Origin of the sequence: Kribbella sp. NPDC051137 (genome assembly GCF_040682535.1) — a bacterium.
Classification (GTDB): Bacteria; Actinomycetota; Actinomycetes; order Propionibacteriales; family Kribbellaceae; genus Kribbella; species Kribbella karoonensis.
This window is the reverse complement of sequence record NZ_JBFBBI010000007.1, coordinates 143164-165126: the sequence shown is the minus strand read 5'-3', so window position 1 is coordinate 165126 and position 21963 is coordinate 143164. Positions and strand designations below refer to the sequence as shown.

The following is a 21963-nucleotide window of genomic DNA, read 5'->3' as shown; positions in this document are numbered from 1 at the left end:
ATGTGGTCATGACGTCGTCTGTGCAAACGCCTGATCCGAATCCTGGGTGGCTGTCCGAGTTCGCGCTTGCCGAGACCCGGACGCGGGTCCCGATCCTGTACGTCGAGGCCGTGCCGGCCCGGGTCGATGCCCTGGGGCAGATCGAGCACATCGGGGTGCTGCTGCGGACCTCGGCCGCGACCGGCGAGATCATCCGCACGCTGGTCTCCGGCCGGGTGCTGCACAACGAGTCGATCCGGGACGCGCTGCAGCGCAACATCGAGAAGGATCTCGGCCCGGCGGCGTTCCCGCGGCTGCCCGCGACGCTGGTCCCGGTGACCGTCGCGGAGTACTTCCCGTTCCCCGGGATGACCCCGCTGCACGACCCGCGGCAGCACGCCGTCGCGCTGGTGTACGTCGTACCGGTCACCGGCGAGTGCAACCCGCGCCAGGACGCCCTGGAGCTGACCTGGCTGACGCCGGAGGAGGCCCTGGCACCGAGCCTCCTGAACGACCTCGAAGGCGGCCGCGGCCAGCTCCTCAAGCAGGCCCTCGCCTGGTCCGGCGCCATCGTCTGACCCCACCGCGGCCCCGCGCGAGGCCGCGAGTGTCTCACCAGGGCAGGCGGCCCTCCTCCGCGTACACCTGCCCGGTAGGACCGTTCGCGTCCAGCGTCGCCAACCGGACGGCCACTGCCGCGCCCTGGGCAGGAGTGCGGGCGGCAGACCAGCCACCCATGTCGGTCGCGCAGTTGCCGGGGTCGGCGGCGTTCACGAGGATGCCGGTGCCGCGGAGCTCGTTGGCGAGCATCACCGTGACCATGTTCACGGCCGTCTTCGAGGAGTTGTACCCGAGCGTCAGCACCGTCGACATCCGCGACTCCGGGTCCCCGACCTGCGCGAACGACGCCAGCGACGTCGACAGGTTCACGATCCGGGCCGAGGCGGCGCGACGCAGCAACGGCAGGAACGCCTGCGTCACCCCGACCAGCCCGATCACGTTGGTCTCGAACGCGGACCGCAGTACGTCGCCCGCCACCTCCGACACCGCCCCGTCCCCTGCCGGGATGATCGCCGCGTTGTTCACCAGTACGTCGAGCCGCCCGTACGCCGACTCCACCTGAGCCGCCGCGGCCCGCACCGACTCCGCGGCGGTCACCTGCACCGGCAGCGCGACCGCATCGAGGCCCTCGGCAACCAGTTCCTTGACCGCCACCGCACCGCGTTCCGCGTCCCGCGACCCGACGAGCACGGTGAACCCGCGCTCCCCCAGCTGCCGCGCGATCTCCTTGCCGATGCCCTTGTTGGCGCCCGTGACGAGCGCGACCTTGTTCGTGTTCATGTCCTCAACGCTGCGGTCCCTGGTCGTCCCGAGGCAGAGCGGGCCGACCCTGGGACCGGCAGTCCCTGGATACCGTCGGCGACCGCCTGCGATCCTGGGAGCGTGGATCGCGATGCGCTGGCGGAGTTCCTCCGGGTACGCCGGGAGGCGCTGCGACCGTCCGACGTAGGACTTCCCGCCGGACTGCGGCGTCGTACCCCCGGCCTCCGCCGCGAGGAGGTGGCGAGCCTCGCGACCATGTCGACCGACTACTACACGCGCCTCGAGCAGGCCCGTGGCCCGCGGCCGTCCCGCCCGGTGCTGACCGGTCTCGCCCGCGCGCTCCGGCTGTCGGACGTCGAGCGCGACCACCTGTTCCGGCTGGCCGGCGAGCAGCCCGGACCGCCGCCCGGTCCGCCGACGGAGGTGCGTTCCGGCGTACTGCGGATGCTCGCGCGCCTCGACGTACCGGGCCTGGTCCTGGACGCCAAGTACGACGTACTGGCGTGGAATCCGCTCGCGGCCGCGCTGATCACGGACTTCTCGGCGATGCCGCCGCGGCAGCGGAACCTGCTGCGGTTGCGGTTCCTGACCGATCGGCAGACGGAGTTGTTCGGCGAGGCGGCGACCCGCGAGTTCGCCCACGAAGCCGCGGCGGACCTGCGGGCCGCGACCAGCACGTACCCCGACGACCCGGAACTCGCACGGCTGGTCGACGACCTGCGGCGCGGTAGCCCCGAGTTCGCGGAGATCTGGGCACGGCACGAGGTCGGGCGGCAGCAGTCGTTGTGCCAGACGATCTTCCATCCGCAGGTCGGGCGGATCGACGTGATCTGCGAGGTGCTCGTCGTCCCCGAACGCGACCAGCGGGTGGTGCTGTACACCGCCGAGCCGGGATCGCCGTCGGACCAGGCGATCCGGCTGCTCGACGTGATCGGCACGCAGGAGTTGACAACCAAGCCCTGATCAAGCGACTGTTTGATCCGTTGTTTTCCGACGGAGAGGGTTGCCTGATGCGTAAGTTACTTACGGCTGTGGTGGTACTCGGACTGCTGGTCGTCCCTCTCCGGGCCGCGGACGCGGCAGAGCCGGGGAAGCTGGTGTTCGCCGACGACTTCGACGGTCCGGCGATCGACCGGACGAAATGGGCGATCCACTCGAACGCCGAAGGCGACCAGTGCCTCGGGAACAAGAGCAACGACCAGCTCGAGTGGCACACCTGGGACGCGCTGTCCGTGCGCGACGGCAAGCTCACGATGACCGCGACGAAGAACAACCCGGCCCCGGGCTACGAGTGGTCGGGCGCACTGATCACCACCGGTCAGGCGTGCGGACACGAGCCGTCGAACTCGTTCCTCGTGCAGCCCGGTGACTACGTCGAGACGCGGCTGAAACTCCCGTCGGCGCAGGGCTTCTGGCCCTCGACGTGGACCTGGAACGGCAACGGCTCGAACGAGCAGGACACCTACGAGTTCTACAGCGACAATCACAACACGCTGTACCTCACGAACCACCAGGCACCCGGCGGCAGCTGCAAGTACGAGGCGCCGACCGACCTCACCGGCGACTGGCACACGATCGCGGAGAAGCTGGGACCGGACCAGACGGTGTGGTACGTCGACGGCACAGAAGTCTGTCGCCAGGGTGCGTACGGCGGCACCGGCGACGCGTTGATCCTGGACCTGTTCGTGTTCGGGAAGATCCCACCCACCGTGACGTCGGAGTCGATGCAGATCGACTACGTGCACGTGTACCGCCCCTGACAGACTGAGGCCCAGCACCTCGGGCGGGGTGCTGGGCCTCGGGGATCACGCCCGCCGCTGCGTCGCCCAGTCGCGGATCAGCTCGATCCGTTCCTTCAGCTGGATCGACGACGCGTGCGCCGCGGCCGGACCGCCGAGCTTGCGACGCAGGTCGTTGTGGATGACGCCGTGCGGCTGGCCCGTGCGGTGATGCCAAGCCGCGACCAGACCGTTCAGCTCACGACGGAGCAGCGCGATCTGCTCGTGCGTGGCCAGCTCGGCCGGCGTCGGGTCCTCACGCTCGGCCGTCGTACGGGAAGACTTCTTCTGCGCGGCGAGCGACTTCTGCTGGCGCTTGTGCAGCAGCTCGCGGACCTGGTCCGGCTCCAGCAGGCCGGGCAGTCCCAGAAAGTCCAGCTCCTCGTCCGACGCGTTCTCGCCGCCGGTGCCGTAGTCGCCGCCGTCGAACACGACCCGGTCGAAGCTGGCGTCCGAGCCGAGCGCCTCGAAGTTCCCCTCGAGCTCGTCGCTCGCACCCTCGGCCTGGTTCGCCTGCTTCAGCAGGTCGTCCTCGAGGGCGAAGATGTCGCCGTCCTCGTTGCTGTTCTTCCGGCCGAGGACGTGGTCGCGCTCGACCTCCATCTCCGCCGCGAACCCGAGCAGCCGGGTCACCGACGGCACGAACACCGACGCCGTCTCACCACGCTTCCGGGCCCGCACGAACCGTCCGACGGCCTGCGCGAAGAACAGCGGCGTCGAGGTCGGCGTCGCGTACACCCCGACCGCGAGCCGCGGTACGTCGACGCCCTCGGACACCATGCGGACCGCGACCATCCAGCGCGACTCGTCCTCGGAGAACTTGGCGATCTTCTTGCTCGCCGACTTCTCGTCCGACAGCACGACGGTCGGCGACTCCCCGGTGATCTCCCGGAGCGTCTTCGCGTACGCACGGGCCGTGTTCTGGTCGCCCGAGATCACCAGCGCGCCGGCGTCCGGCATGTGCCGCCGTACCTCGGTCAGCCGCTTGTCCGCGGCCGCCAGCACGGCACCCATCCACTCGCCGGCCGGGTCCAGCGCGGTCCGCAGCGCCTGCGCGGTCAGGTCCTTGGTCAGCGGCTCGCCCAGCCGCGCGGCGACCTCGTCACCGGCCTTGGTCCGCCAGCGCATCTCGCCCGAGTACGACATGAAGATGACCGGCCGTACGACGTGGTCGCGGAGCGCGTGACCGTATCCGTAGGTGTAGTCCGCCTTGCTCCGGGCGACGCCGTCGTGGCCTTCCTCGTACGTGACGAACGGGATCGGGTTGTCGTCGCTGCGGAACGGCGTACCGGTCAGGCAGAGCCGGCGGGCGGCGGGCTCGAACGCCTCGCGGACGCCGTCGCCCCAGCTCAGCGCGTCGCCGCCGTGATGCACCTCGTCGAGGATCACCAGGGTCTTGAACCGCTCGGTCCGGACCCGGAAGGCCAGCGGGTTCACCGCGACCCCGGCGTACGTGACCGCGACGCCCTGATAGTCCTTGTTGGTCTTCCCGCGACGTCCGGCGAACGCCGGGTCGATGGCGATCCCGGCCCGGTCCGCGGCGTCCGCCCACTGCACCTTGAGGTGCTCGGTCGGCGTCACCACGGTGATCCGCTCGATCAGCCGCCGGTGCAGCAGCTCGGCGGCCACGGTGAGCGCGAAGGTCGTCTTACCGGCGCCCGGTGTCGCGACCGCGAGGAAGTCCCGCGGGTTGCTGTCGAGGTACAGCTGCAGCGCCTCGGCCTGCCAGGCGCGCAGCTTGCTCGCGGTACCCCACGCAGCGCGGTCCGGGTAGGCCGGTGGCAGGACAGCAGGATTGGCCGGCACGTGCGAATCCACAGACAGCTACTCCCCCGAAGGTCGACAGTGTGCCGGGCAGGAAGGTTACCCGAGATCGGTTACGAGAGCAGATCAGCAGGCGCCACCGTCACCTCGAACGGGCTCGTGAGGTGTGCCGCTTCGTCCCCGGCGACCTTCGCGACCTGCACATATGCCCCGTCCTGCAGTTCCCAGGCGATCAGACTCGGCGTGTCGGGATCCACCACCCAGTACGCCGCACACCCCGCTGTCTCCAGGCGCGACCACTTCAGCATCAGATCGATGCGGCGCGTGCTGGGCGACAGCACCTCGACAGCCAGCAGCGGTGCGGTCGGTAGGTCTCGCTCCCCGAAAGCCTCTCGCTCGGCAACCACCAGGTCAGGCTGCAGCACTGTGTCTGTCGCCAGCACCACATCGACCGGCGCGAACAGCACCAGCAGCTCGGCCGGGCAGGCCCGCCTGAGTAGATCGTTGAGGTTGGCGGCGACGATCTGATGCCGGACGGCCGACGCCGGAGTCACGAGCAGCGCCCCGTCGATGAGCTCGTACCGGTGGCCGTCATCGGGCATCCGATCGAGATCGTCCTTGGTCAGCGCCTTGAACGGCTGCCAGGGCACCGTGGGTTGCGTCGGGAGAGGTTCCACGAGACTCATCCTGCCTCCTTCGGTCGGTCACGACAGAGAACATGCCGTGATCTGCCCCTGGTTGCCCCGGGATTCCCCGAGCTGTGGAAAAGTTCCTGATCGGCTGGTGACACGTCCTACACTCGGGGGTATGAGTACTCAGCTGACCCCCGGCGCGGAGACGGTTGTCGACGAGCGGACCCAGACCTCGCCGGCCGAGCCTGGTGATCACGAGCGGTTCTCGCACTACGTGCCGAAGGACAAGCTGACCGAGGCGATGGTGATGGGCACGCCCGTGGTCGCCCTGTGCGGCAAGGTGTGGGTGCCGAGCCGCGACCCGCAGCGCTTCCCGGTCTGCCCGGAGTGCAAGGAGATCTGGGACTCGCTCAACCCCGGTGACGAGGGCGGCGAGGAGTAGCCCTAGGGCATGTCTGACAATCCAGCGCCGTAGCGAGGAGGTGCCGTGCCGAGTGCTCCGCAGTAGGCGATGGATTGTCAGACATGCCCTAGTTCTGGTTCGGGTCGTCGGGGTACGTCGACACGTAGGCCATCTGGTCGTTCTGGCGGCGGAGCACCCGTCGCCACAGCGTCTCCGGGTCGTGGCCGAACACGTCGGCCGGCTCCGACTCCACGACGTACCAGGCGCCCTCGGCGATCTCGCCCTCGAGCTGACCGCCGGACCAGCCGGCGTACCCGGCGAAGATCCGCATCCGGGTGATCGCGCCCTCGAGCAGCTCCGGCGGTACGTCGAGGTCGACCAGCCCGATCCGCCCGAAGCACTCCCGCCAGCCGGGCGGGTCGGTGTCCGCGGCCACCTCGGCGACCGCGAGCGCGCTGTCGGTGCCGACCGGACCGCCCATGAACAGCACGCCGGGCTCGTCCACGGCCGTCGACCAGTTCGGCAGTACCCGGTCCACGGACAGGTCCGCGGCCCGGTTCACCACCACCCCGAGCGCGCCGTCGTCGTCGTGGTCCAGCAGCAGGATCACCGAGCGACGGAACGGCGGCTCGTCGAGCAACGGAGTCGCCACCAGCAGCGATCCGGTCAGGGTCGAGACCGTCATGTCTCCATCATGGCGTACGGCGGGGCACCCGCGGGCGCCGCAACGTCGCCAGCCAGGCACCGAGCGCGACCCCGGTGAGGTCGGCGAGCGCGTCGAACGGGTCACCGTCGCGCTGCGGCAGGAACCAGTGCTGCACCAGTTCGCTGACCACCGCGTTCGCGGCCAGTGTCCCGAGCAACCAGCGCGCCGGTACGCCGGCCTTCAAACCGGTGAAGGCGACCGCGCCGAACAGCAGGCAGTGCGCGACCTTGTCGATCTGCGGGATACCCACGTTCGGGCCGGCCTCGCGCGGCGCGTAGACGCCGTACAGCTGCAACGCCACCGCCGCGACGAAGGCGATCCGCCAGACCCAGGTCGAGGCCTGTGATCTTTGCTCGGTGGTGACGGTCACAGGGCCGGCGCGTCGTCCGGGAAGCTCTCGTGTGCCGGAGCCTTGCCGCCGGCCGCGTCCCGGACCGCGTGCGCGACCCGGGTGTGCACCTCCGGATGGAAGACGCTGGGAACGATGTACGTCGCGTTCAGCTCCTCGTCGGTGACCACACCGGCGAGGGCCTTCGCGGCCGCCAGCTCCATGTCGACCGACACCTTCGACGACTGCGCGTCGAGCAGACCGCGGAACACCCCGGGGAAGACCAGCACGTTGTTGATCTGGTTCGGGTAGTCGCTGCGGCCGGTGGCCACCACGGCCGCGTGCTCGCCGGCCTCGGCCGGGTCGACCTCGGGTGTCGGGTTCGCCAGCGCGAACACGATCGCGTCGTCGTTCATGGTCGCGATGTCGGCGCCGGTCAGCAGGTTCGGCGCGGAGACGCCGATGAACACGTCGGCACCGGACAGCGCGCCCTTCAGGTTGCCGCTGTACTTGGCCGCGTTGGTGTTCTCCGCGATCCAGCGCAGCTCCGGCGACAGGCCGTCGCGCTCGGGGTGGATGACACCGTCGATGTCCGCGACGACCGTGTCCTTCACGCCCGCGGCGAGCAGCAGCTTGAGGATCGCCGTACCGGCAGCGCCGGCGCCGGACAGCACCACCCGGACGCTCGTGATGTCCTTGCCGACCACGCGGAGCGCGTTGTAGAGCGCCGCGAGCACGACCACCGCCGTGCCGTGCTGGTCGTCGTGGAAGACCGGGATGTCCAGCTCCTCACGCAACCGGGCCTCGATCTCGAAGCAGCGCGGCGCGGAGATGTCCTCGAGGTTGATCCCCGCGAAGCCCGGCGCGATCGCCTTCACGATCGAGACGATCTCGTCCGGGTCCTGGGTGTCCAGGCACAGCGGCCAGGCGTCGATCCCGGCGAACCGCTTGAACAACGCGGCCTTGCCCTCCATCACCGGCAGCGCGGCCTTCGGGCCGATGTTGCCGAGGCCGAGGACGGCCGAACCGTCGGTGACGACCGCGACGCTGTTCCGCTTGATGGTCAGCCGGCGGGCGTCGTCGGGGTTGTTCGCGATCGCCAGGCAGACCCGCGCGACACCCGGCGTGTAGATCATCGACAGGTCGTCCCGGTTGCGGATCGGGTGCTTGGCCTCCATCGAGATCTTCCCGCCGAGGTGCATCAGGAAGGTCCGGTCCGAGACCCGGCCGATCTCCACGCCCGGCACCGCGCGCATCGCCTCGACCAGCCGGCCGGCGTGCTCGGTGTCGGCCGCGGCACAGGTCACGTCGATCCGCAGCCGCTCGTGGCCGGAGGCGGTCACGTCGAGTGCGGTGACCAGACCGCCGGCCTGCTCGACCGCGGTCGTCAGCTTGCTCACCGTCGAGCCGCCCGCGGGCACCTCGAGGCGAACGGTGATGGAGTACGAAACACTCGGCAAGGCAGTCACGCGGGTGATCCTCTCATGTCACTGGTAAGGCGTGGCGGTTCCGTACGTTAAGAACACGGGTAATCCATTACTCGGCGCGCTACTGTTCGGTCAGGCAGGAGCAGGAAGGAAGCGAACGTGCCGACTGTCAGCGACGTGGCAGCACGCGCCGGGGTATCCACGGCAACGGTCTCCCGGGCTCTGAACGGCAAGCCGACGGTCGATCCCGGCCTCGCCGAGCGGGTCCGGACCGCGGCCGCCGAGCTCGGGTACCAGCCGAACGGCCCGGCGCGGAACCTGCGCCGCCAGGAGGCCGCGGTGGTCGCGCTGATCATCTCCGACGTTGAGAACCCGTTCTTCACGGCGATCGCCCGCGGCGTCGAGGACGTCGCGCACGAGGTCGGGTACTCCGTCGTGCTGTGCAACTCCGACGAGAGCGTCGCGAAGGAACGCCGGTACCTCGACGTCGCGCTGCAGGAGCGGGTCGCCGGGGTGATCCTGTCGCCGAGCGGGCCGGAGTCGTCGGTCGCGAAGCTCGCCTCACGGGGTACGGCGTACGTCGCGGTGGACCGGCCGTTGCCCGGGGCGGACAGCGACGTGGTGCTGGTCGACACCCGGGCGGCGGCCCGCGAGGCGACCGCGCATCTGGTTGCCCAGGGCTACGAACGGATCGGGTGCGTGACCGGGCCGGCCGGAGTGCGGACCGCGGACGACCGGCTGGCCGGTTACCGGGACGCGCTGAAGGCGGCGCGACGGCGCAGTACGACCAAGCTGGTACGGCGCAGTGAGTACAAGGCAGCCGGTGCGCACCGGGCGGCGCTCGACCTGCTCGCGCAGCCGGAGCCGCCGGACGCACTGCTCGTCGCCAACAACGCGATGGCGGTCGGCGTACTGCAAGCCCTGCAGGACCGTGGCGTGCGAGCCGGCCGGGACGTCGGCCTGGTCACCTTCGACGATGCCCCGTGGGCAGCGTTGGTCGACCCGCCGCTGACGGTCGTCGCCCAACCGGCCTACGAGCTGGGCGCCGTCGCCGCCCGCCTCCTGCTCGCGAGAATCGCCGACAGCACCCGCCCACCCACCGCCACCACCCTAGGCGCCCGCCTGATCGCCCGAGCCAGCTCTCACCACTGACGCCTCAGCCGTTGGGGTTTTCCTCGGCGTAGATCTTCGCGGCGTTCGACGGGTCGATCAGGCGTGTCGGCAGCGTCTGCGTCTTCGGGATCGTGCCGCAGTCGACCAGGATCTTCTTCGCGGCGGCGATCGCCTCCTTGCCGTTGGTCGGGTAGGTGAAGGTCGCGGACAGCCGCCCCTGCTCGACCGCCTTGATGCCGCCGGACGGGATCGGCAGCGCGTCGATGCCGGTGAACTTCATCTCCTTCTCCCGGCCGACCGCCTTCGCGGCCAGGTACGCACCCTCGGCCATCGGGTCGTTGTGCGAGAACACCACGTCGATCTTCGGATTCGCCTTCAGCAGCGCGTCCATCTGCGACTGGCCCTTCTCCCGCAGCCAGTCACCGCTCGCCGACGCGATCACCTTGACCTTCGGGTTCTCCTTGATCCCCTCGACGAACCCTTCGTGCCGCTCGGCCTGCGGCGTCGCGCCGGCCAGCCCCTTCAGCTCCACGACGTTCCCGCCGTTCGGCAGCAGCTTCTCCGCGATGTACTTCCCGGCCTCGCGGCCGATCTGCACGTTGTCGCCGCCGATGAACCCGGTGTACGCGTCGCCCTCGACCTTCCGGTCCAGCACGATCACCGGAATGCCCTTGTCGTACGCCTTCTTCACCACCGCGGTCAGCGGCTTCGCCTCGTTCGGGCTGATGATCAGCAGGTCGATCTGCTGGGTGATGTAGTTCTCCACGTCCGCGACCTGCTTGGCGTTGTCCTGCGCCGCGTCCGCGAACTTCACGTCGAACTGCGGCACCTCCTTGGCCGCGTTCTTGATGTCGTCGTCCATCCGCTGCCGGTAGGGCTCGGCGACGTTCGCCTGGCTCATCCCGATCGTGTACTTGCCGTCGGCCCCCTTGCAGGACTTGGACGCGCCCGGCGAGGAGCCGGCGGTCCGCTCGTTGGTGGTCCCACAGCCGGCCAGCACGATCGCTGCGACGGCTGCTGCGGCCAGGGGAACTCTCAGAGAACGCATGACGGAACCTTCCTTACGAGGTGGGGCGGAGCCGTTGCAGCGCGGCGGCGGCAACGATCACCAGTCCCTTGATCAGGAGCTGGATGTTGGAGTCGATGTTGTTCAGCGCGAGGATGTTGTTCAGTACGCCGAGCAGCAGCGCGCCGGCCACCGTCCCGGCCACCGAGCCGCGGCCGCCCGCGAGGCTGGTGCCGCCGATCACCACCGCGGCGATCGCGTCGAGTTCGTAGCCGATGCCGTCGTTCGGGCTGCCCTGATTGAGCTGGACGGCGTGCACGATGCCGGCCAGCGACGCGAGCAGCCCGCAGATCGCGAACACCGCGACCTTCACCCGCACGACCGGTACGCCGGACAGCCGCGCGGCCTTCTCGTTGCCGCCGACCGCGTACAGGTGCCGCGCGAACGCGCTGACCCGGAGGAACACCACCGCGGCGGCGGCGACCACGGCGAAGATGATCACCGGGATCGGCACCAGGCCGCCGAAGGTGCGTTCGCCGAGCAGGGCGAACGACGCCGGCGCCTCGTTCGGACCGTCGCCGTACGCGATCGCGACGCCCTGCCCACCGGACCAGATCCGGGCCAGACCTCTGGCTATCTGCAGACCGGCCAGCGTCACGATGAAGGACTGGATCCCGATCATTGCGGTCGCGATCCCTTGCAGGGCGCCGAACACCAGGCCGATCGCCAGCACGAGCACGATCGACGGCAGGAATCCCCAGTCGTTCTCGACCATCAGTACGGCGGACCCGACCGCGGCCAGGCCGAGCACCGCGCCGACCGACAGGTCGATGCCGCCGATCAGGATCACGAACGTCATCCCGACCGCGATGATCCCGATCTCGGACACCGCGCGGACCACGTTCGCCAGGTTGTCCGCGCTGATGAAGAGGATCTCGCCGTTCTTCCGCGGCGAGAAGATGATCGCCGCGACGAACACCGCGATCAGCCCGAAGACGCTCTGGAACCGGAACAGCGTCGCGGCCACGCTGCGCTGCTCGGCCGGCGCGGCCACCGCCGGCCGGTCCTGTACGTCGGTCATTGCACTCCTCCGACTTCGATTTGTCCCATCGCGGCGGCCAGCAGGTCGCCCTCCCCCGAGTCCGCGGTACTGAACGACGCCACGTCACGCCCGTCCCGCAGGACGACGACCCGGTCGCAGACCCCTACCAGTTCGGGGAGTTCGGACGAGGCGAGCAGTACGCCGAGGCCCTGCGCGGCGAGTTCGCCGAGCAGCCGGTAGATCTCGGCCTTCGCGCCGACGTCGACGCCGCGGGTCGGTTCGTCGAGCAGCAGCAGCTTCGGCTCGGTGAGCAGCATCCGGCCGAACACGACCTTCTGCTGGTTCCCGCCGGACAGCGTGCCGACCTCGTCCTGCAGCCGCCCGAACTTCAGCCGCAGCCGGTCCGCCATCGACACGGAGGCGGTCCGTTCCAGCCGGCGTGCGACGACCCCGAGCCGGCCGTACGCCGGGAGACTCGAGACGACCGTGTTCGCGAGGATCGAGTGGAACAGCACCAGCCCGGACACGCGCCGGTCCTCCGGGACGAACCCGATGCCGTTGGCGAGGGCCTGCCGCGGGCTGCGCGGGCGGATCGGCTTGCCCTGCAGGAGAATCCGGCCGGTGGTGGTGCCGCCGGGGGCGACGCCGTACAGGGTCTCGAGGAGTTCGGTGCGGCCCGCGCCGAGGAGCCCGGCGAGGCCGACGATCTCGCCGGCGCGGACGGTCAGCGAGATGCCGTCCGGGTCGCGGCGGCCGGGGCGCGGGCGACTCGGCCTCAGGCTCAGGTCCTCGACCCGGAGCAGTTCGTCGCCGGTGTCGCTGTCGGGAGTGGTGAACATGGTCTGCACGGGGCGTCCGACCATCGCCTCGACGACTTCCGCCGTACTGAGGGTGCGCGGGTCGAAGCTGGTGACGATCCGGCCGTTGCGGAGGACGGTCGCGCGGTCGGCGACCTGGGAGATCTCCTCCATCCGGTGCGAGATGTAGACGATGCCGACACCGCTCTGCCGGAGTTCGCGGATCACGTCGAAGAGCCGTTCCACCTCGGAGCTGGTGAGTGCGGAGGTCGGCTCGTCCATGATCAGCACGCGGGCGTCGAGGGAGATCGCCTTCGCGATCGTGACCAGTTGCTGCTCGCCGACGCGGAGCTCGCCGACCGGGCGCCGCGGGTCGAGGCTGACGCCGCTGCGGGCGAGCAGCTCGCGCGCTTCGCGATCCATCCGGCGGCGGTCGACGGTCCGGTACGGCGTCCGCAGTTCGCGGCCGAGGAAGATGTTGTCCGCGACCGACAGCCCCGGGACCAGGTCGAGTTCCTGGTGGATCATCGCGATACCCGCGGACTGCGCGTCGGTGGGGCCGTTGAACCGGACGGGTTCGCCGTTGATCGCGATGCTGCCGGCGTACTCCGTGACGTCGCCGGACAGGATCTTCATCAGCGTGCTCTTGCCGGCCCCGTTCTCGCCGAGCAGCGCATGCACCTCACCGGCCCCGAGCGCGAAGTCGACCCCGTCGCAGGCCTGCACCCCGCCGTACCGCTTCCCGATCGCACTCATCGTCACGAGGTCAGGCAACACAGCACCTCCGCGATTCGGGCGAGTAATCGATTTCCCGGACGCTAGACCGCACCCCTCCAACCCGTCAACCCCTTACCCGGTCGACATCACCAAGCTTCGCGGTCGAGCAGGCTGGAGGGGCAGCTGTTCGATCTCGGTGGAAAGGTGTCCTCAGCTGCCGGAGACCGTCACTTTCGCGAACAGCGGGCGGCCGCTCGGCGGCATCACGAAGCCCTGGACGCGGGTGCGGACGGCGGCGTTGGAGGCGAGGTCGGCCGGGAAGATGCCGACCGCGTCGTCCCAGAGGATCTGGCCGGCCTGCTGGTACAGCTGCGGACGGGCGGCCTGGTCCACCGACGAACGGGCGTCGAGGAGGAGCTTGTCGACGGCGGGATTGCAGTAGCCGTTGCGCTTCGCCGAGCAGACGTAGAGCCGCGCCAGCGTGTAGTCCGCGTCACCGGTGCCGGTCACGTTGGTCTGCAGGTTCATGTCCCAGTTGAGCTTGCCGAAGTCCTCCAGCCACTGCGCGCGTTCCTTCTCCAGCGGCTTCACCGTGACGCCGATCTTCGCCCAGTCCGAGATCATCGCCTGGGCCAGCGCGCGGATGTTCGGCCCGCCCTCCAGCGGCCACTGCATCGAGGTCGTGAACCCGTTCGGGTACCCGGCCGCGGCCAGCAACGCCTTCGCCTTCGCCGGATCGTAGCTGTACGGCGACAGCTTCGGGGCCCCGATCACGCCCTGGGCGACCGGCGCCTGCGCCACCGTCGCGAGGTTGCCGAACAGGTCCTTGACCGTCCCGTCCAGGTTCAGCGCGTGCCACATCGCCTGCCGCACCCGCTTGTCGTTGAACGGTTTCCGGTTCGAGTTGAACCAGTCGAAGTAGTACGTCCAGCTCGGGGTCGTCGAGTACCTGATCGTGTCGCTCCCCTGCACCGAGCCGACCTGGTCCGGCGGGATCTGCGTCAGTACGTCGGCCTCGCCGTTCTGCAGCGCGGTGATCCGCCCGGACACCTCCGGGATGTTCACGAACTCCAGCTTGTTCAGCTTCGGCGCACCGTCCCAGTACATCGGGTTGGCGGCCAGCTCGAGCTTCTCGTCGGGCTGGAACGACGTGACCGTGAACGGCCCGGTCCCGATCGGCTTGCTGAAGAACCCGTCGGTGTTGATCTTGTCCGCCGGCCCGATGAACAGCAACGTCAGCGAGCTCAGCAACGTGCCGAGCGGCTTGCTGGTCTTCACGGTGACGGTCTGGTCGTCGGTCGCCGCGAACGAGGTCACCGTCGAGTACAGCGGCACGAGCGGGCCGTCGAGCTTCTGATGACGTTCGTACGACGCCACCACGTCCTTCGCGGTGAACGGCGTACCGTCGGAGAACTTCACGCCGGAGCGGAGCTTGAACACCCACGTCTTCGGGTCCGGGTTCTGCCAGGAGGTGGCCAGGACCGGGACGATCTTGCCGTCGTCGACGCGGACCAGCGGCTCCATGATCTGCTGGATCGCGGTCTGCACGGCCTCCTCACCGGCGTACTTGTGGGTGTCCAGCGACACCGGGAACATCGCCGGCGCGTAGCGCAGCACCTGGTCGCCGCTGCTCGGTTCACTGGCGGGTGAGCAGGCGGCGGCCACCCCCAGGGTGACGGCGGCCAGCGCCGCGACGAATCGCTTCCTCAGCACAGGGGTTCTCCTCAAAGCGTGTAGGTGGCCACGACCGGGTAGTGGTCGGAAGGGGCGCGGCCGTCGTGGAAGAAGTCGACGACCTCACTGGAGCGGGCGGCGAGCGGGCCGCGGGCGAAGATCCAGTCGATCGCCTTGGGCGGCGAGGCGAGCGGTGACAACCGGGTACCGATCGGGCCGGTGGCGACCGTCGGCACGACCGGGTGGGTCACCGGAGAGTGCCGGCCGAGGGCGGTGAAACTGTCCAGGAAGCCGGCGTTCCCGAGCTCCCACTGCGGTGGGCCGATGTCGTTGATGTCGACGGTGAACAGGCAGGCGTGGTCGCCGGCGATCCGTTGCAGGGCCTCGCCGATCGCGCGAGCCTGGTCGATGCGGCGGTTGACGTGGTCGGTGCGCTCGTCCGGATGCCCGGGCCAGGTGAGGTGCGCCGTGCTGAAGACCAACTCTTGACCGGTTGTCGTCCGCAGCCGTGCCCAGAACAGATGTGCGTCCGGGGACAGGATGCCGACGTCCTCGGCGCCGTGCTCCACGTGGCTGAACAGGTCGCGCCGCCACCACAGGTTGCTCTGCGTCTCCCAACCGGCGGTGCCGTCGACACGCTGGTGCTCGGGAAGCGCGTCGTCGAGGAGGTCTCTGGTCACCGGCCGAAGCTCTTGTACGGCGAGCAGGTCCGGCGGCCGTGTGGTGAACAGCTTCGTGAGCGCGTCCCGCCGCTGTTCGAGGTGGAAGTCTGCCCACAGGTTGTAGGTCATCGCCACGAACGTGAAGCTCACCGCTCCACCCCCGTCGGCACGTTGTAACCCACCAGCCGATCGCTTCGCAGGACCGTCAACGAACAGTTCCCCGGCGCCTCCAGCACCATCTCCCGACCCGCCGGCAACCCCAGCACCCCGGCCGCGGCCGCCCGGATCGGTCCTCCGTGGGTCCCCACCAGCACCCGCCGAGTCCGCGAGGAGGTGGTCGTGGTCAGCTCGCGGATCGCCTCCGCGACGCGAGTACGAAGCTGCCGGAAGGTTTCGCCGCCTCCACGGGCGACGTCTTCGCCACGGGCGAAGGCCGTCACGACCTCCGGCTCTTCCGCGTACACCTCCGCGAAGGTCCGGCCGGACCAGGTGCCGACGTCGATCTCCCGCCAGCGACGATCAACCTGCACGTCGTGGTTGCCGACGTACGGCTCCAGCGTCTCCTGCACACGCTGGAGGTCGCTCGCGACGATCGCGTCGAACACGAACGACTGCAGGTACTCGGCAGCAGCCTTCGCCTGGTCGCGGCCGCGCGCGCTGAGCCCCGTCCCTTGCTGACCCTGGTACCGGTCCTCGGCGTTCCAGACGGACTCGCCGTGGCGGAGGAGGAAGAGTTCGATCATCGGGCGGCTCCGGCGAGTTCGGTGGCGAAGTGGCAGGCGGCGGGATGCAGGTCGAGTCGTACGGTCAGCTCGGGGTCCTGCTCCGCGCAGATGTCCTCGGCCTTCCAGCAGCGGGTCCGGAACCGGCAGCCCGACGGCGGATCCGCGGGCGACGGCACGTCGCCGCCGATGATGATCTGCTCCCGCTCCGGCTTGTCCCACGGTGTCGGATCCGGTACCGCGGACAGCAGCGCCTGTGTGTACGGGTGCAACGGCCGCGCGAACAGCTCGTCCTGCGGCGCGGTCTCCACCACGCGCCCGAGGTACATCACCGCGACCTGGTCCGAGATGTGCCGTACGACGGACAGATCGTGCGCGATGAACAGGTACGCGAGCCCGAGGTCGCGCCGCAGGTCCTCCAGCAGGTTCAGCACCTGGGCCTGCACCGAGACGTCGAGCGCGGACACCGCCTCGTCGCAGATCACCAGTTTCGGGCGGAGCGCGAGCGCCCGGGCGATCCCGATCCGCTGCCGCTGCCCGCCGGAGAACTGGTGCGGATACCGCCCGGCGTGGTCGGGGTTGAGACCGACGCGTTCGAGCAGTTCGCGTACTTCGGCGCGGTGCCGCTGCTTCGGTACGACGTCCGCGTGGATCAGCCACGCCTCGGCGATGATCTGCTCGACCGTCGCCCGCGGGTTCAGCGACGCGTACGGGTCCTGGAAGATCATCTGCAACTGCCGGCGCACCCGGCGCATGGATGCCCTGGGCAACGAGGTGAGCTCGTCCCCGTCGAACACGATGCTCCCCGAGCGCGGCTTCTCCAGCCCGACGATCGTCCGCGCGACGGTGGACTTGCCGGACCCCGACTCCCCCACCAGCCCGAGCGTCCCGCCGGCCGGGATGTCGAACGACACCCCTGCCACAGCCTGGATCTGCCCGACCGGACGCCGCAGCACGGCGGACCGCAGCGGGAACGAGGTGTGCAGCTCCCGCACCGACAAGAGAGGTTCAGCGGACATCGGCGAGGGCTCCTTCCGGATGGTGACAGGCGGTCTGGTGATCGGCGGGACCCGCGAGCTCCGGTCGTACGTCGGCACAGAGCGCGTCGGCGTACCGGCAGCGCGGGCGGAAGGAACAGCCGGACGGAAGCGACAGCAGGTCAGGCGGCGAACCCTGGATCGGGGTGAGCCGTTCCCGGGGTCCGTCGAGCACGGGGATCGACGCCATCAGGCCGGACGTGTACGGGTGCCTGCTGTGCTCGTACACCTCGCGCAGCGGACCGGTCTCGACGACCCGGCCGGCGTACATCAGGACGACCCGGTCGGCGACGTCGGCGACCACACCGAGGTCATGGGTGATGAGGACGAGCGACATGCCTTCCTCGGACTGCAACCGGGTGAGGAGTTGCATGATCTGCGCCTGGACGGTCACGTCGAGCGCGGTCGTCGGCTCGTCCGCGATCAGCAGCCGCGGCGACAGCGCGAGCGCCATCGCGATCATCACCCGCTGCCGCATCCCGCCGGAGAACTGGTGCGGGTAGTCGTCCAGCCGCTTCGACGCGGCCGGGATCCCGACCCGCTTCATCAGCTCCAGCGCCGCCGCCCGCGCCTCCCGCCGGGACGCGCCGCGGTGCCGGCGGAACATCTCGCCGATCTGCGCACCGACCCGGAACACCGGGTTCAGCGAGCTCAGCGGGTCCTGGAAGACCATCGCGATCTCCCGCCCGCGCAGCCCTTTCGCGACACCGGGCGCCAGCAGGTCCTGCCCGTCGTACCGGACGCTCCCGCCGGCCACTCGCCCGGCCGGCTTCGGCACGATCCCCAGCACGGCCTGCGCGGTGACGCTCTTCCCGCTGCCGGACTCCCCGAGCAACGCGACGGTCTCGCCGGCGCCGACGTCGAACGACGCACCGTCGACGGCCGTCACCACCCCGCCCGAGGTGCCGAACTCGACCCGCAGCTCCCGGACACTCAGCAAGGCATTCATCTAGAGACTCCTCAGCCGCGGGTCGTACCGGTCCCGGAGCGCGTCCCCGAGCACCCCGAGCGAGATCACCAGGAACGCCAGCGCGATGCCCGGGATGGTCGAGATCCACCACGCGTCGGCGAGGTAGTTGCGCCCGTTCGCGATCGTCACGCCCCAACTGGGCGTCGACGCCGGCGTACCGAGCCCGAGGAAGCTCAGCGACGCCTCGGCCAGGATCACGTGCCCGATCTCCACCGTCGCGACCACCAGCACCGGCGCGACACACGCCGGGAGCACGCAGCGCGTGATCAACCGCCACGTCCCCGCGCCCAACGTCCGCGACGCGTCGACGAACTCCCGTCGCCGGGTCGCCAGCGCCTGCCCGCGCGCGACCCGGGCGAACGTCACCCAGTTCGCGACCGCGAGCACGATCACCACGTTCACCACCGACGGACCGAGCAGCGCCGCGATGAAGATCGCCAGCAGGATCGACGGGAACGCCAGCTGGATGTCCGCGAGCCGCATCAGTACGCCGTCCAGCCAGCCGCCGAAGTACCCGGCCGCGAGGCCGACGGTGACGCCGATCGTCCCGGCCAGCACCAGCGTGGCCAGCCCGACCGCGATCGAGATCCTTGCTCCCTGCAACATCTGGGCGAGCAGGTCCTGGCCGACCTGGTCGGTGCCGAAGATCGCGAACGACCCGTCCGACAGCCGGCTGAACGGCGGCCTCAGGCGGTCCGCGGTCCGGGTCGCGACCGGGTTGTAGTGCACCAGCCACGGCCCGATCGCCGCGGCCACGACGTACACCGCGATCACCGCGAACCCGAAGCGGATCCGGGCCGACCCGGCCCTGGTACGGCGGCGCGCCGGCACCGGCGCTGCCACGGAGAGCTCGACAGTCAAGGTCAGTCACCAGCCAGACGGACCCGCGGGTCCAGGAAGCCGTAGAGCAGGTCCACGAGCAGGTTGATCACCACGAAGATCGTTGCCACCAGCAAGATCGAGGCCTGGACGACGCCGTAGTCGCGGCGGCCGATCGAGTCGATCAGCAGCCTGCCGACTCCGGGCCAGGCGAACACCGTCTCGACGATCACCGTGCCGCCGAGCAGCGCCCCGAACTGCAGGCCGACCACGGTCACGATCGGGATCAGCGCGTTCCGCAACGCGTGCACCAGCACGACGGTGCCTTCGCCCAGGCCCTTCGCGCGGGCGGTCTGGACGTACCCCTCGTGCACCACCTCGAGCAACCCGCTGCGGGTCAGCCGGACCAGGATCGCGAGGAACGGCAGCGCCAGCGTGATCGTTGGCAGCACCAAGTGCGACCAGGTCCCGGAACCGGCGCTCGGCAGGACCTTGAGGCCGCGGGCGAACACCAGGATCAGCACGATCCCGAGCCAGAACGACGGCGTCGACTGCCCCATCAGCGAGAACACCGAGATCGTCCGGTCCACCCAGCTGTGCGCGCGCAACGCCGCGATCACGCCGAGCGGCAGGCCGATCAGCAGCGACAGCAGCAGGGCGGCCGACGCCAGCTGGATGGTGGCCGGAACCCGTTGCAGCACGAGGGTCATCGAGTCCGCGTTCAGCCGGAACGACTGCCCGAAGTCCAGGTGCACGACGTTCGCCAGGTACGTCGCGTACTGCTGGATCAGCGAGTGGTCGAGCCCGAGCTGCGCGCGCAGCGCCGCCACCTGGGCCTGGTCCGCGTCCGGGCCGAGCATGATGTACGCCGGGTCGCCGGGGACGAGCCGCAGTACGACGAAGATGATCGTGACGGCGCCCCAGAGGACGAAGAGCGAGAAGAACAGCCGCCGGACGACGTACGCCCCCATCAGACGCCGCTCCGCAGCACCGAGACCACGCGCCGCAGCTCGTCGACGGACCCGGGCTGCGTCAGCTCGGCACCGAGTGCGCCCGCACAGGAGCCGTCACGCGCCCGTACCGGAACCGCGACCATCCGCGGCAGCGAGGCGACCGGCCGCGAGTTGTGCGCGAACCCGGTCGCCCGGATCCGGCGCAGCGTGTCCAGCAGATCGGGCGTCCCGCTCACCTGCTCGACCGGAAGCGCCGAGAGGTAAGCCCGGCCGAGCGCACTCCGCCGCAACGAGACCGCATCCCCCGGAAGCACGGCTGCGGCGCCGAGCGCGCGCACCTCGGCTGCCCCGCGATCGCCGTCGGCGACGGCTGCCACCTGGAGGACCAGGCCGGTCGCCTTCGGGAGGGGCTTGGCAAGGACGACCAGGCGGCCGAGGCGCCGGCCGAGGGCGATCAGGGTGTGCTCGGGTGCGCACGGACGCTTGACCGGCGGGCGGAGGGCGGCGAGGCCGTCGCGGGCGGTGTAGCGGTGGTCGTCGACCCGGGCGGCCAGGCCGTGGGCGCAGAACGTGGTGAGGATGCGGTGCACGGTGCTCTTGTGCAGACCGACGGTGCCGGCGAGTTCGGTCACGCCGTACGGGCGTTCCTCGCGGTTGAGCTCGGCGAGCACGGTGAGGGCGCGGCTCAGCGACTGCATGCTGCCTCGATTCCGTGAACGTTAACGGTAGCGTTAATGCACCGTAGAAGTGTGTGATTTACGTGTCAATAGACCACCGTTGCGCGACGCGGAACGGACCGTTGACGGTCATTTCCCGTGAACGTTAACTTCATCAAATGACGACCTCCGACGTCCGGGCCGCCCTCCTGTCCGCCGATCCGAAGCTGTCCAAGTTCTCGCCGTTGCCGCGCATCCTGGCGTTCGACGAGTTCGACAGCGGGACGCACGGCTGGACCGAGCTGCTCGGCAACTACAACGGCCGCGGCGACCTCAGCACGGTCGACGACCACATGCGCGACTTCCGGCCGCCGCAACTGTCGGCCTGCAACTTCTTCGACATCGGTACGCACGGAGCACTCAGCGGCACGTACGCGCTGAAGCTCGCCACCCGCCCGTACAAGGGCCACACCGCCGTCGCGATCCGCCGGCTCACGATGAGCGGCCGCGGCCTCGTCCAGCTGGAGACGTACTTCGCGTTCAAGTCCGAGGCCACGCTCGGTGGCGACGCGGAGCTGGACAAGTTCGGCGACGTGCAGTGGGACGGCAACACGCACCCGTCCGAGGCGCAGTTCGGCGCGTTCACGGTCGCGACCGACCTGTGCGGCGACGGCGGCCTGCGCTACCACACGGTCGCCCGCTACCAGAACACCGATCTCGACAACCACTTCACCCGACGGTGGATGGCGCCGACAGTGCCCGAGCCGACGCCGCGCGAGCACTTCGAGGGCAAGGTGAAGCTGGAGTACGCCGCCGACTTCACCGCGCCGAACCCCGAGGACTGGCAGGCCTTCGGCGAGCCGCAGGAGCTCTGCTACAACGAGGTCCCGACCAAGGTGAACTGGCACTACCTGCGCTGGCTGATCGACACCGACAAGCGCAAGAACGTCGAGCTCCAGGTGAACGACCGGGTGATGGACATGCGCGACGTCCCGGTCCCGCCGTACGAGGAGCGCTACGAGACGCTCGAGAACCTGCTCAACTTCTACTTCTCGGTGCGCACCCACAGCTCGGTGCGCAACTTCCTCTTCCTCGACTCCGTCCTCATCTCGGTTGATTGGTAGGCCCATGCGACAGTCCATGACGGCGGTGCTGGAACGTGACACCACTTTCGGCACCCAGTTCGCCACCGAGCCGTACGAGGTCGCCTGGGCCGGTGAGGCACGCTGGTTCGTGCAGCACGTCGGCGGCGACGGTACGGCGACGTACGTCACGCAGGTGTCGCCGGACGGCCTCACCTGGTGCGATCTCGACGAGATGGAACATGTGGTGGAGCCCGGGAAACTCGTGAGCTGGCCGGCCACGGGGTTCGGCCACTGGCTGCGGCTGCGCGCTAAGGTCGAGGGCTCGGTCCAGGTGCGGATCCACCTGGCCGTCAAGGCGTAGGAGGGGTCG

24 protein-coding genes are annotated in these 21963 nt (G+C 69.7%); 7 read left to right on the top strand and 17 right to left on the bottom strand.

Annotated features, from left to right (window positions below; all coding sequences use genetic code 11):
• The first annotated feature begins 8 nt into the window (after positions 1-8).
• Positions 9-557, top strand: coding sequence for an NUDIX hydrolase family protein (locus AB0M51_RS36110; protein ID WP_344198439.1), 549 nt, complete (start codon positions 9-11; stop codon positions 555-557).
• A 34-nt stretch (positions 558-591) separates the two neighbouring features.
• On the opposite strand, the gene AB0M51_RS36105 is transcribed toward AB0M51_RS36110, so the two are convergent.
• On the bottom strand, positions 592-1320 hold the full coding sequence (locus AB0M51_RS36105) for an SDR family NAD(P)-dependent oxidoreductase (RefSeq protein WP_344198441.1): 729 nt from the start codon (positions 1318-1320) through the stop codon (positions 592-594).
• A gap of 102 nt (positions 1321-1422) precedes the next feature.
• Between AB0M51_RS36105 and AB0M51_RS36100 the strand changes: the two genes are divergently transcribed.
• Together AB0M51_RS36100 and AB0M51_RS36095 are read left to right on the top strand one after the other, a co-directional pair.
• Positions 1423-2265, top strand: a complete 843-nt coding sequence (locus AB0M51_RS36100; RefSeq protein ID WP_344198443.1) for a helix-turn-helix transcriptional regulator — start codon at positions 1423-1425, stop codon at positions 2263-2265.
• Positions 2266-2312: 47 nt separating this feature from the next.
• Positions 2313-3062, top strand: coding sequence for a family 16 glycosylhydrolase (locus AB0M51_RS36095; protein WP_344198445.1), 750 nt, complete (start codon positions 2313-2315; stop codon positions 3060-3062).
• A gap of 45 nt (positions 3063-3107) precedes the next feature.
• On the opposite strand, the gene AB0M51_RS36090 is transcribed toward AB0M51_RS36095, so the two are convergent.
• The gene (locus AB0M51_RS36090) at positions 3108-4898 is read right to left on the bottom strand and encodes a DEAD/DEAH box helicase (protein ID WP_344198447.1); all 1791 of its coding nucleotides are present in this window, start codon (positions 4896-4898) and stop codon (positions 3108-3110) included.
• Positions 4899-4957: 59 nt separating this feature from the next.
• Positions 4958-5530 carry a Uma2 family endonuclease gene (locus tag AB0M51_RS36085; RefSeq protein WP_344198449.1) on the bottom strand — a complete coding sequence of 191 codons (573 nt, stop codon included), beginning with the start codon at positions 5528-5530 and terminating at the stop codon, positions 4958-4960.
• 121 nt (positions 5531-5651) lie between these two features.
• On the opposite strand from AB0M51_RS36085, the gene AB0M51_RS36080 reads away from it, so the two are divergent.
• Positions 5652-5918, top strand: a complete 267-nt coding sequence (locus AB0M51_RS36080; RefSeq protein WP_344198451.1) for a DUF3039 domain-containing protein — start codon at positions 5652-5654, stop codon at positions 5916-5918.
• 88 nt (positions 5919-6006) lie between these two features.
• Here the strand turns inward: AB0M51_RS36080 and AB0M51_RS36075 are convergent, their stop codons facing one another.
• The 3 genes from AB0M51_RS36075 to AB0M51_RS36065 are packed head-to-tail and all read right to left on the bottom strand — an operon-like array spanning position 6007 to position 8382.
• Positions 6007-6564: a YqgE/AlgH family protein gene (locus AB0M51_RS36075; RefSeq protein ID WP_363752697.1), complete on the bottom strand. Its 558-nt coding sequence runs from the start codon at positions 6562-6564 to the stop codon at positions 6007-6009.
• A 7-nt stretch (positions 6565-6571) separates the two neighbouring features.
• On the bottom strand, positions 6572-6955 hold the full coding sequence (locus AB0M51_RS36070) for a VanZ family protein (protein WP_344198455.1): 384 nt from the start codon (positions 6953-6955) through the stop codon (positions 6572-6574).
• A complete protein-coding gene (locus AB0M51_RS36065; protein ID WP_344198457.1) occupies positions 6952-8382 on the bottom strand; it encodes an NAD-dependent malic enzyme in 1431 nt (476 codons plus the stop codon). The genes AB0M51_RS36070 and AB0M51_RS36065 overlap by 4 nt, the downstream gene beginning before the upstream one ends.
• Before the next feature lie 117 nt (positions 8383-8499).
• On the opposite strand from AB0M51_RS36065, the gene AB0M51_RS36060 reads away from it, so the two are divergent.
• Positions 8500-9492 carry a LacI family DNA-binding transcriptional regulator gene (locus tag AB0M51_RS36060; RefSeq protein WP_363752692.1) on the top strand — a complete coding sequence of 331 codons (993 nt, stop codon included), beginning with the start codon at positions 8500-8502 and terminating at the stop codon, positions 9490-9492.
• Between the two features lie 4 nt (positions 9493-9496).
• Here the strand turns inward: AB0M51_RS36060 and AB0M51_RS36055 are convergent, their stop codons facing one another.
• The 11 genes from AB0M51_RS36055 to AB0M51_RS36005 form a co-directional block, all read right to left on the bottom strand.
• Positions 9497-10501: a substrate-binding domain-containing protein gene (locus tag AB0M51_RS36055; protein ID WP_344198461.1), complete on the bottom strand. Its 1005-nt coding sequence runs from the start codon at positions 10499-10501 to the stop codon at positions 9497-9499.
• 13 nt (positions 10502-10514) lie between these two features.
• The gene (locus AB0M51_RS36050) at positions 10515-11540 is read right to left on the bottom strand and encodes an ABC transporter permease (RefSeq protein WP_344198463.1); all 1026 of its coding nucleotides are present in this window, start codon (positions 11538-11540) and stop codon (positions 10515-10517) included.
• Positions 11537-13072, bottom strand: coding sequence for a sugar ABC transporter ATP-binding protein (locus AB0M51_RS36045; RefSeq protein ID WP_344198465.1), 1536 nt, complete (start codon positions 13070-13072; stop codon positions 11537-11539). Before AB0M51_RS36045 ends, AB0M51_RS36050 begins: the two co-directional genes overlap by 4 nt.
• 153 nt (positions 13073-13225) lie before the next feature.
• Positions 13226-14728, bottom strand: coding sequence for an ABC transporter substrate-binding protein (locus AB0M51_RS36040; RefSeq protein ID WP_363752686.1), 1503 nt, complete (start codon positions 14726-14728; stop codon positions 13226-13228).
• Between the two features lie 11 nt (positions 14729-14739).
• Positions 14740-15501 carry an endonuclease/exonuclease/phosphatase family protein gene (locus tag AB0M51_RS36035; protein WP_363752683.1) on the bottom strand — a complete coding sequence of 254 codons (762 nt, stop codon included), beginning with the start codon at positions 15499-15501 and terminating at the stop codon, positions 14740-14742.
• On the bottom strand, positions 15498-16094 hold the full coding sequence (locus AB0M51_RS36030; protein ID WP_363752680.1) for a histidine phosphatase family protein: 597 nt from the start codon (positions 16092-16094) through the stop codon (positions 15498-15500). Before AB0M51_RS36030 ends, AB0M51_RS36035 begins: the two co-directional genes overlap by 4 nt.
• Positions 16091-17092: an oligopeptide/dipeptide ABC transporter ATP-binding protein gene (locus AB0M51_RS36025; protein ID WP_344198473.1), complete on the bottom strand. Its 1002-nt coding sequence runs from the start codon at positions 17090-17092 to the stop codon at positions 16091-16093. The genes AB0M51_RS36030 and AB0M51_RS36025 overlap by 4 nt, the downstream gene beginning before the upstream one ends.
• Positions 17082-18059, bottom strand: a complete 978-nt coding sequence (locus AB0M51_RS36020; RefSeq protein WP_344198475.1) for an ABC transporter ATP-binding protein — start codon at positions 18057-18059, stop codon at positions 17082-17084. Before AB0M51_RS36020 ends, AB0M51_RS36025 begins: the two co-directional genes overlap by 11 nt.
• The gene (locus AB0M51_RS36015) at positions 18060-18941 is read right to left on the bottom strand and encodes an ABC transporter permease (protein ID WP_344198477.1); all 882 of its coding nucleotides are present in this window, start codon (positions 18939-18941) and stop codon (positions 18060-18062) included.
• A gap of 2 nt (positions 18942-18943) precedes the next feature.
• Positions 18944-19870, bottom strand: a complete 927-nt coding sequence (gene nikB / locus AB0M51_RS36010; RefSeq protein WP_344198479.1) for a nickel ABC transporter permease — start codon at positions 19868-19870, stop codon at positions 18944-18946.
• The gene (locus tag AB0M51_RS36005; RefSeq protein WP_363752673.1) at positions 19870-20550 is read right to left on the bottom strand and encodes a helix-turn-helix domain-containing protein; all 681 of its coding nucleotides are present in this window, start codon (positions 20548-20550) and stop codon (positions 19870-19872) included. The genes nikB and AB0M51_RS36005 overlap by 1 nt, the downstream gene beginning before the upstream one ends.
• 137 nt (positions 20551-20687) lie before the next feature.
• On the opposite strand from AB0M51_RS36005, the gene AB0M51_RS36000 reads away from it, so the two are divergent.
• Positions 20688-21632 (top strand): DUF6772 family protein, encoded by a 945-nt coding sequence (locus AB0M51_RS36000; RefSeq protein ID WP_363752670.1) that lies wholly within the window; start codon positions 20688-20690, stop codon positions 21630-21632.
• 4 nt (positions 21633-21636) lie between these two features.
• A complete protein-coding gene (locus AB0M51_RS35995; protein WP_344198485.1) occupies positions 21637-21954 on the top strand; it encodes a hypothetical protein in 318 nt (105 codons plus the stop codon).
• The last annotated feature ends 9 nt before the right edge of the window (positions 21955-21963 follow it).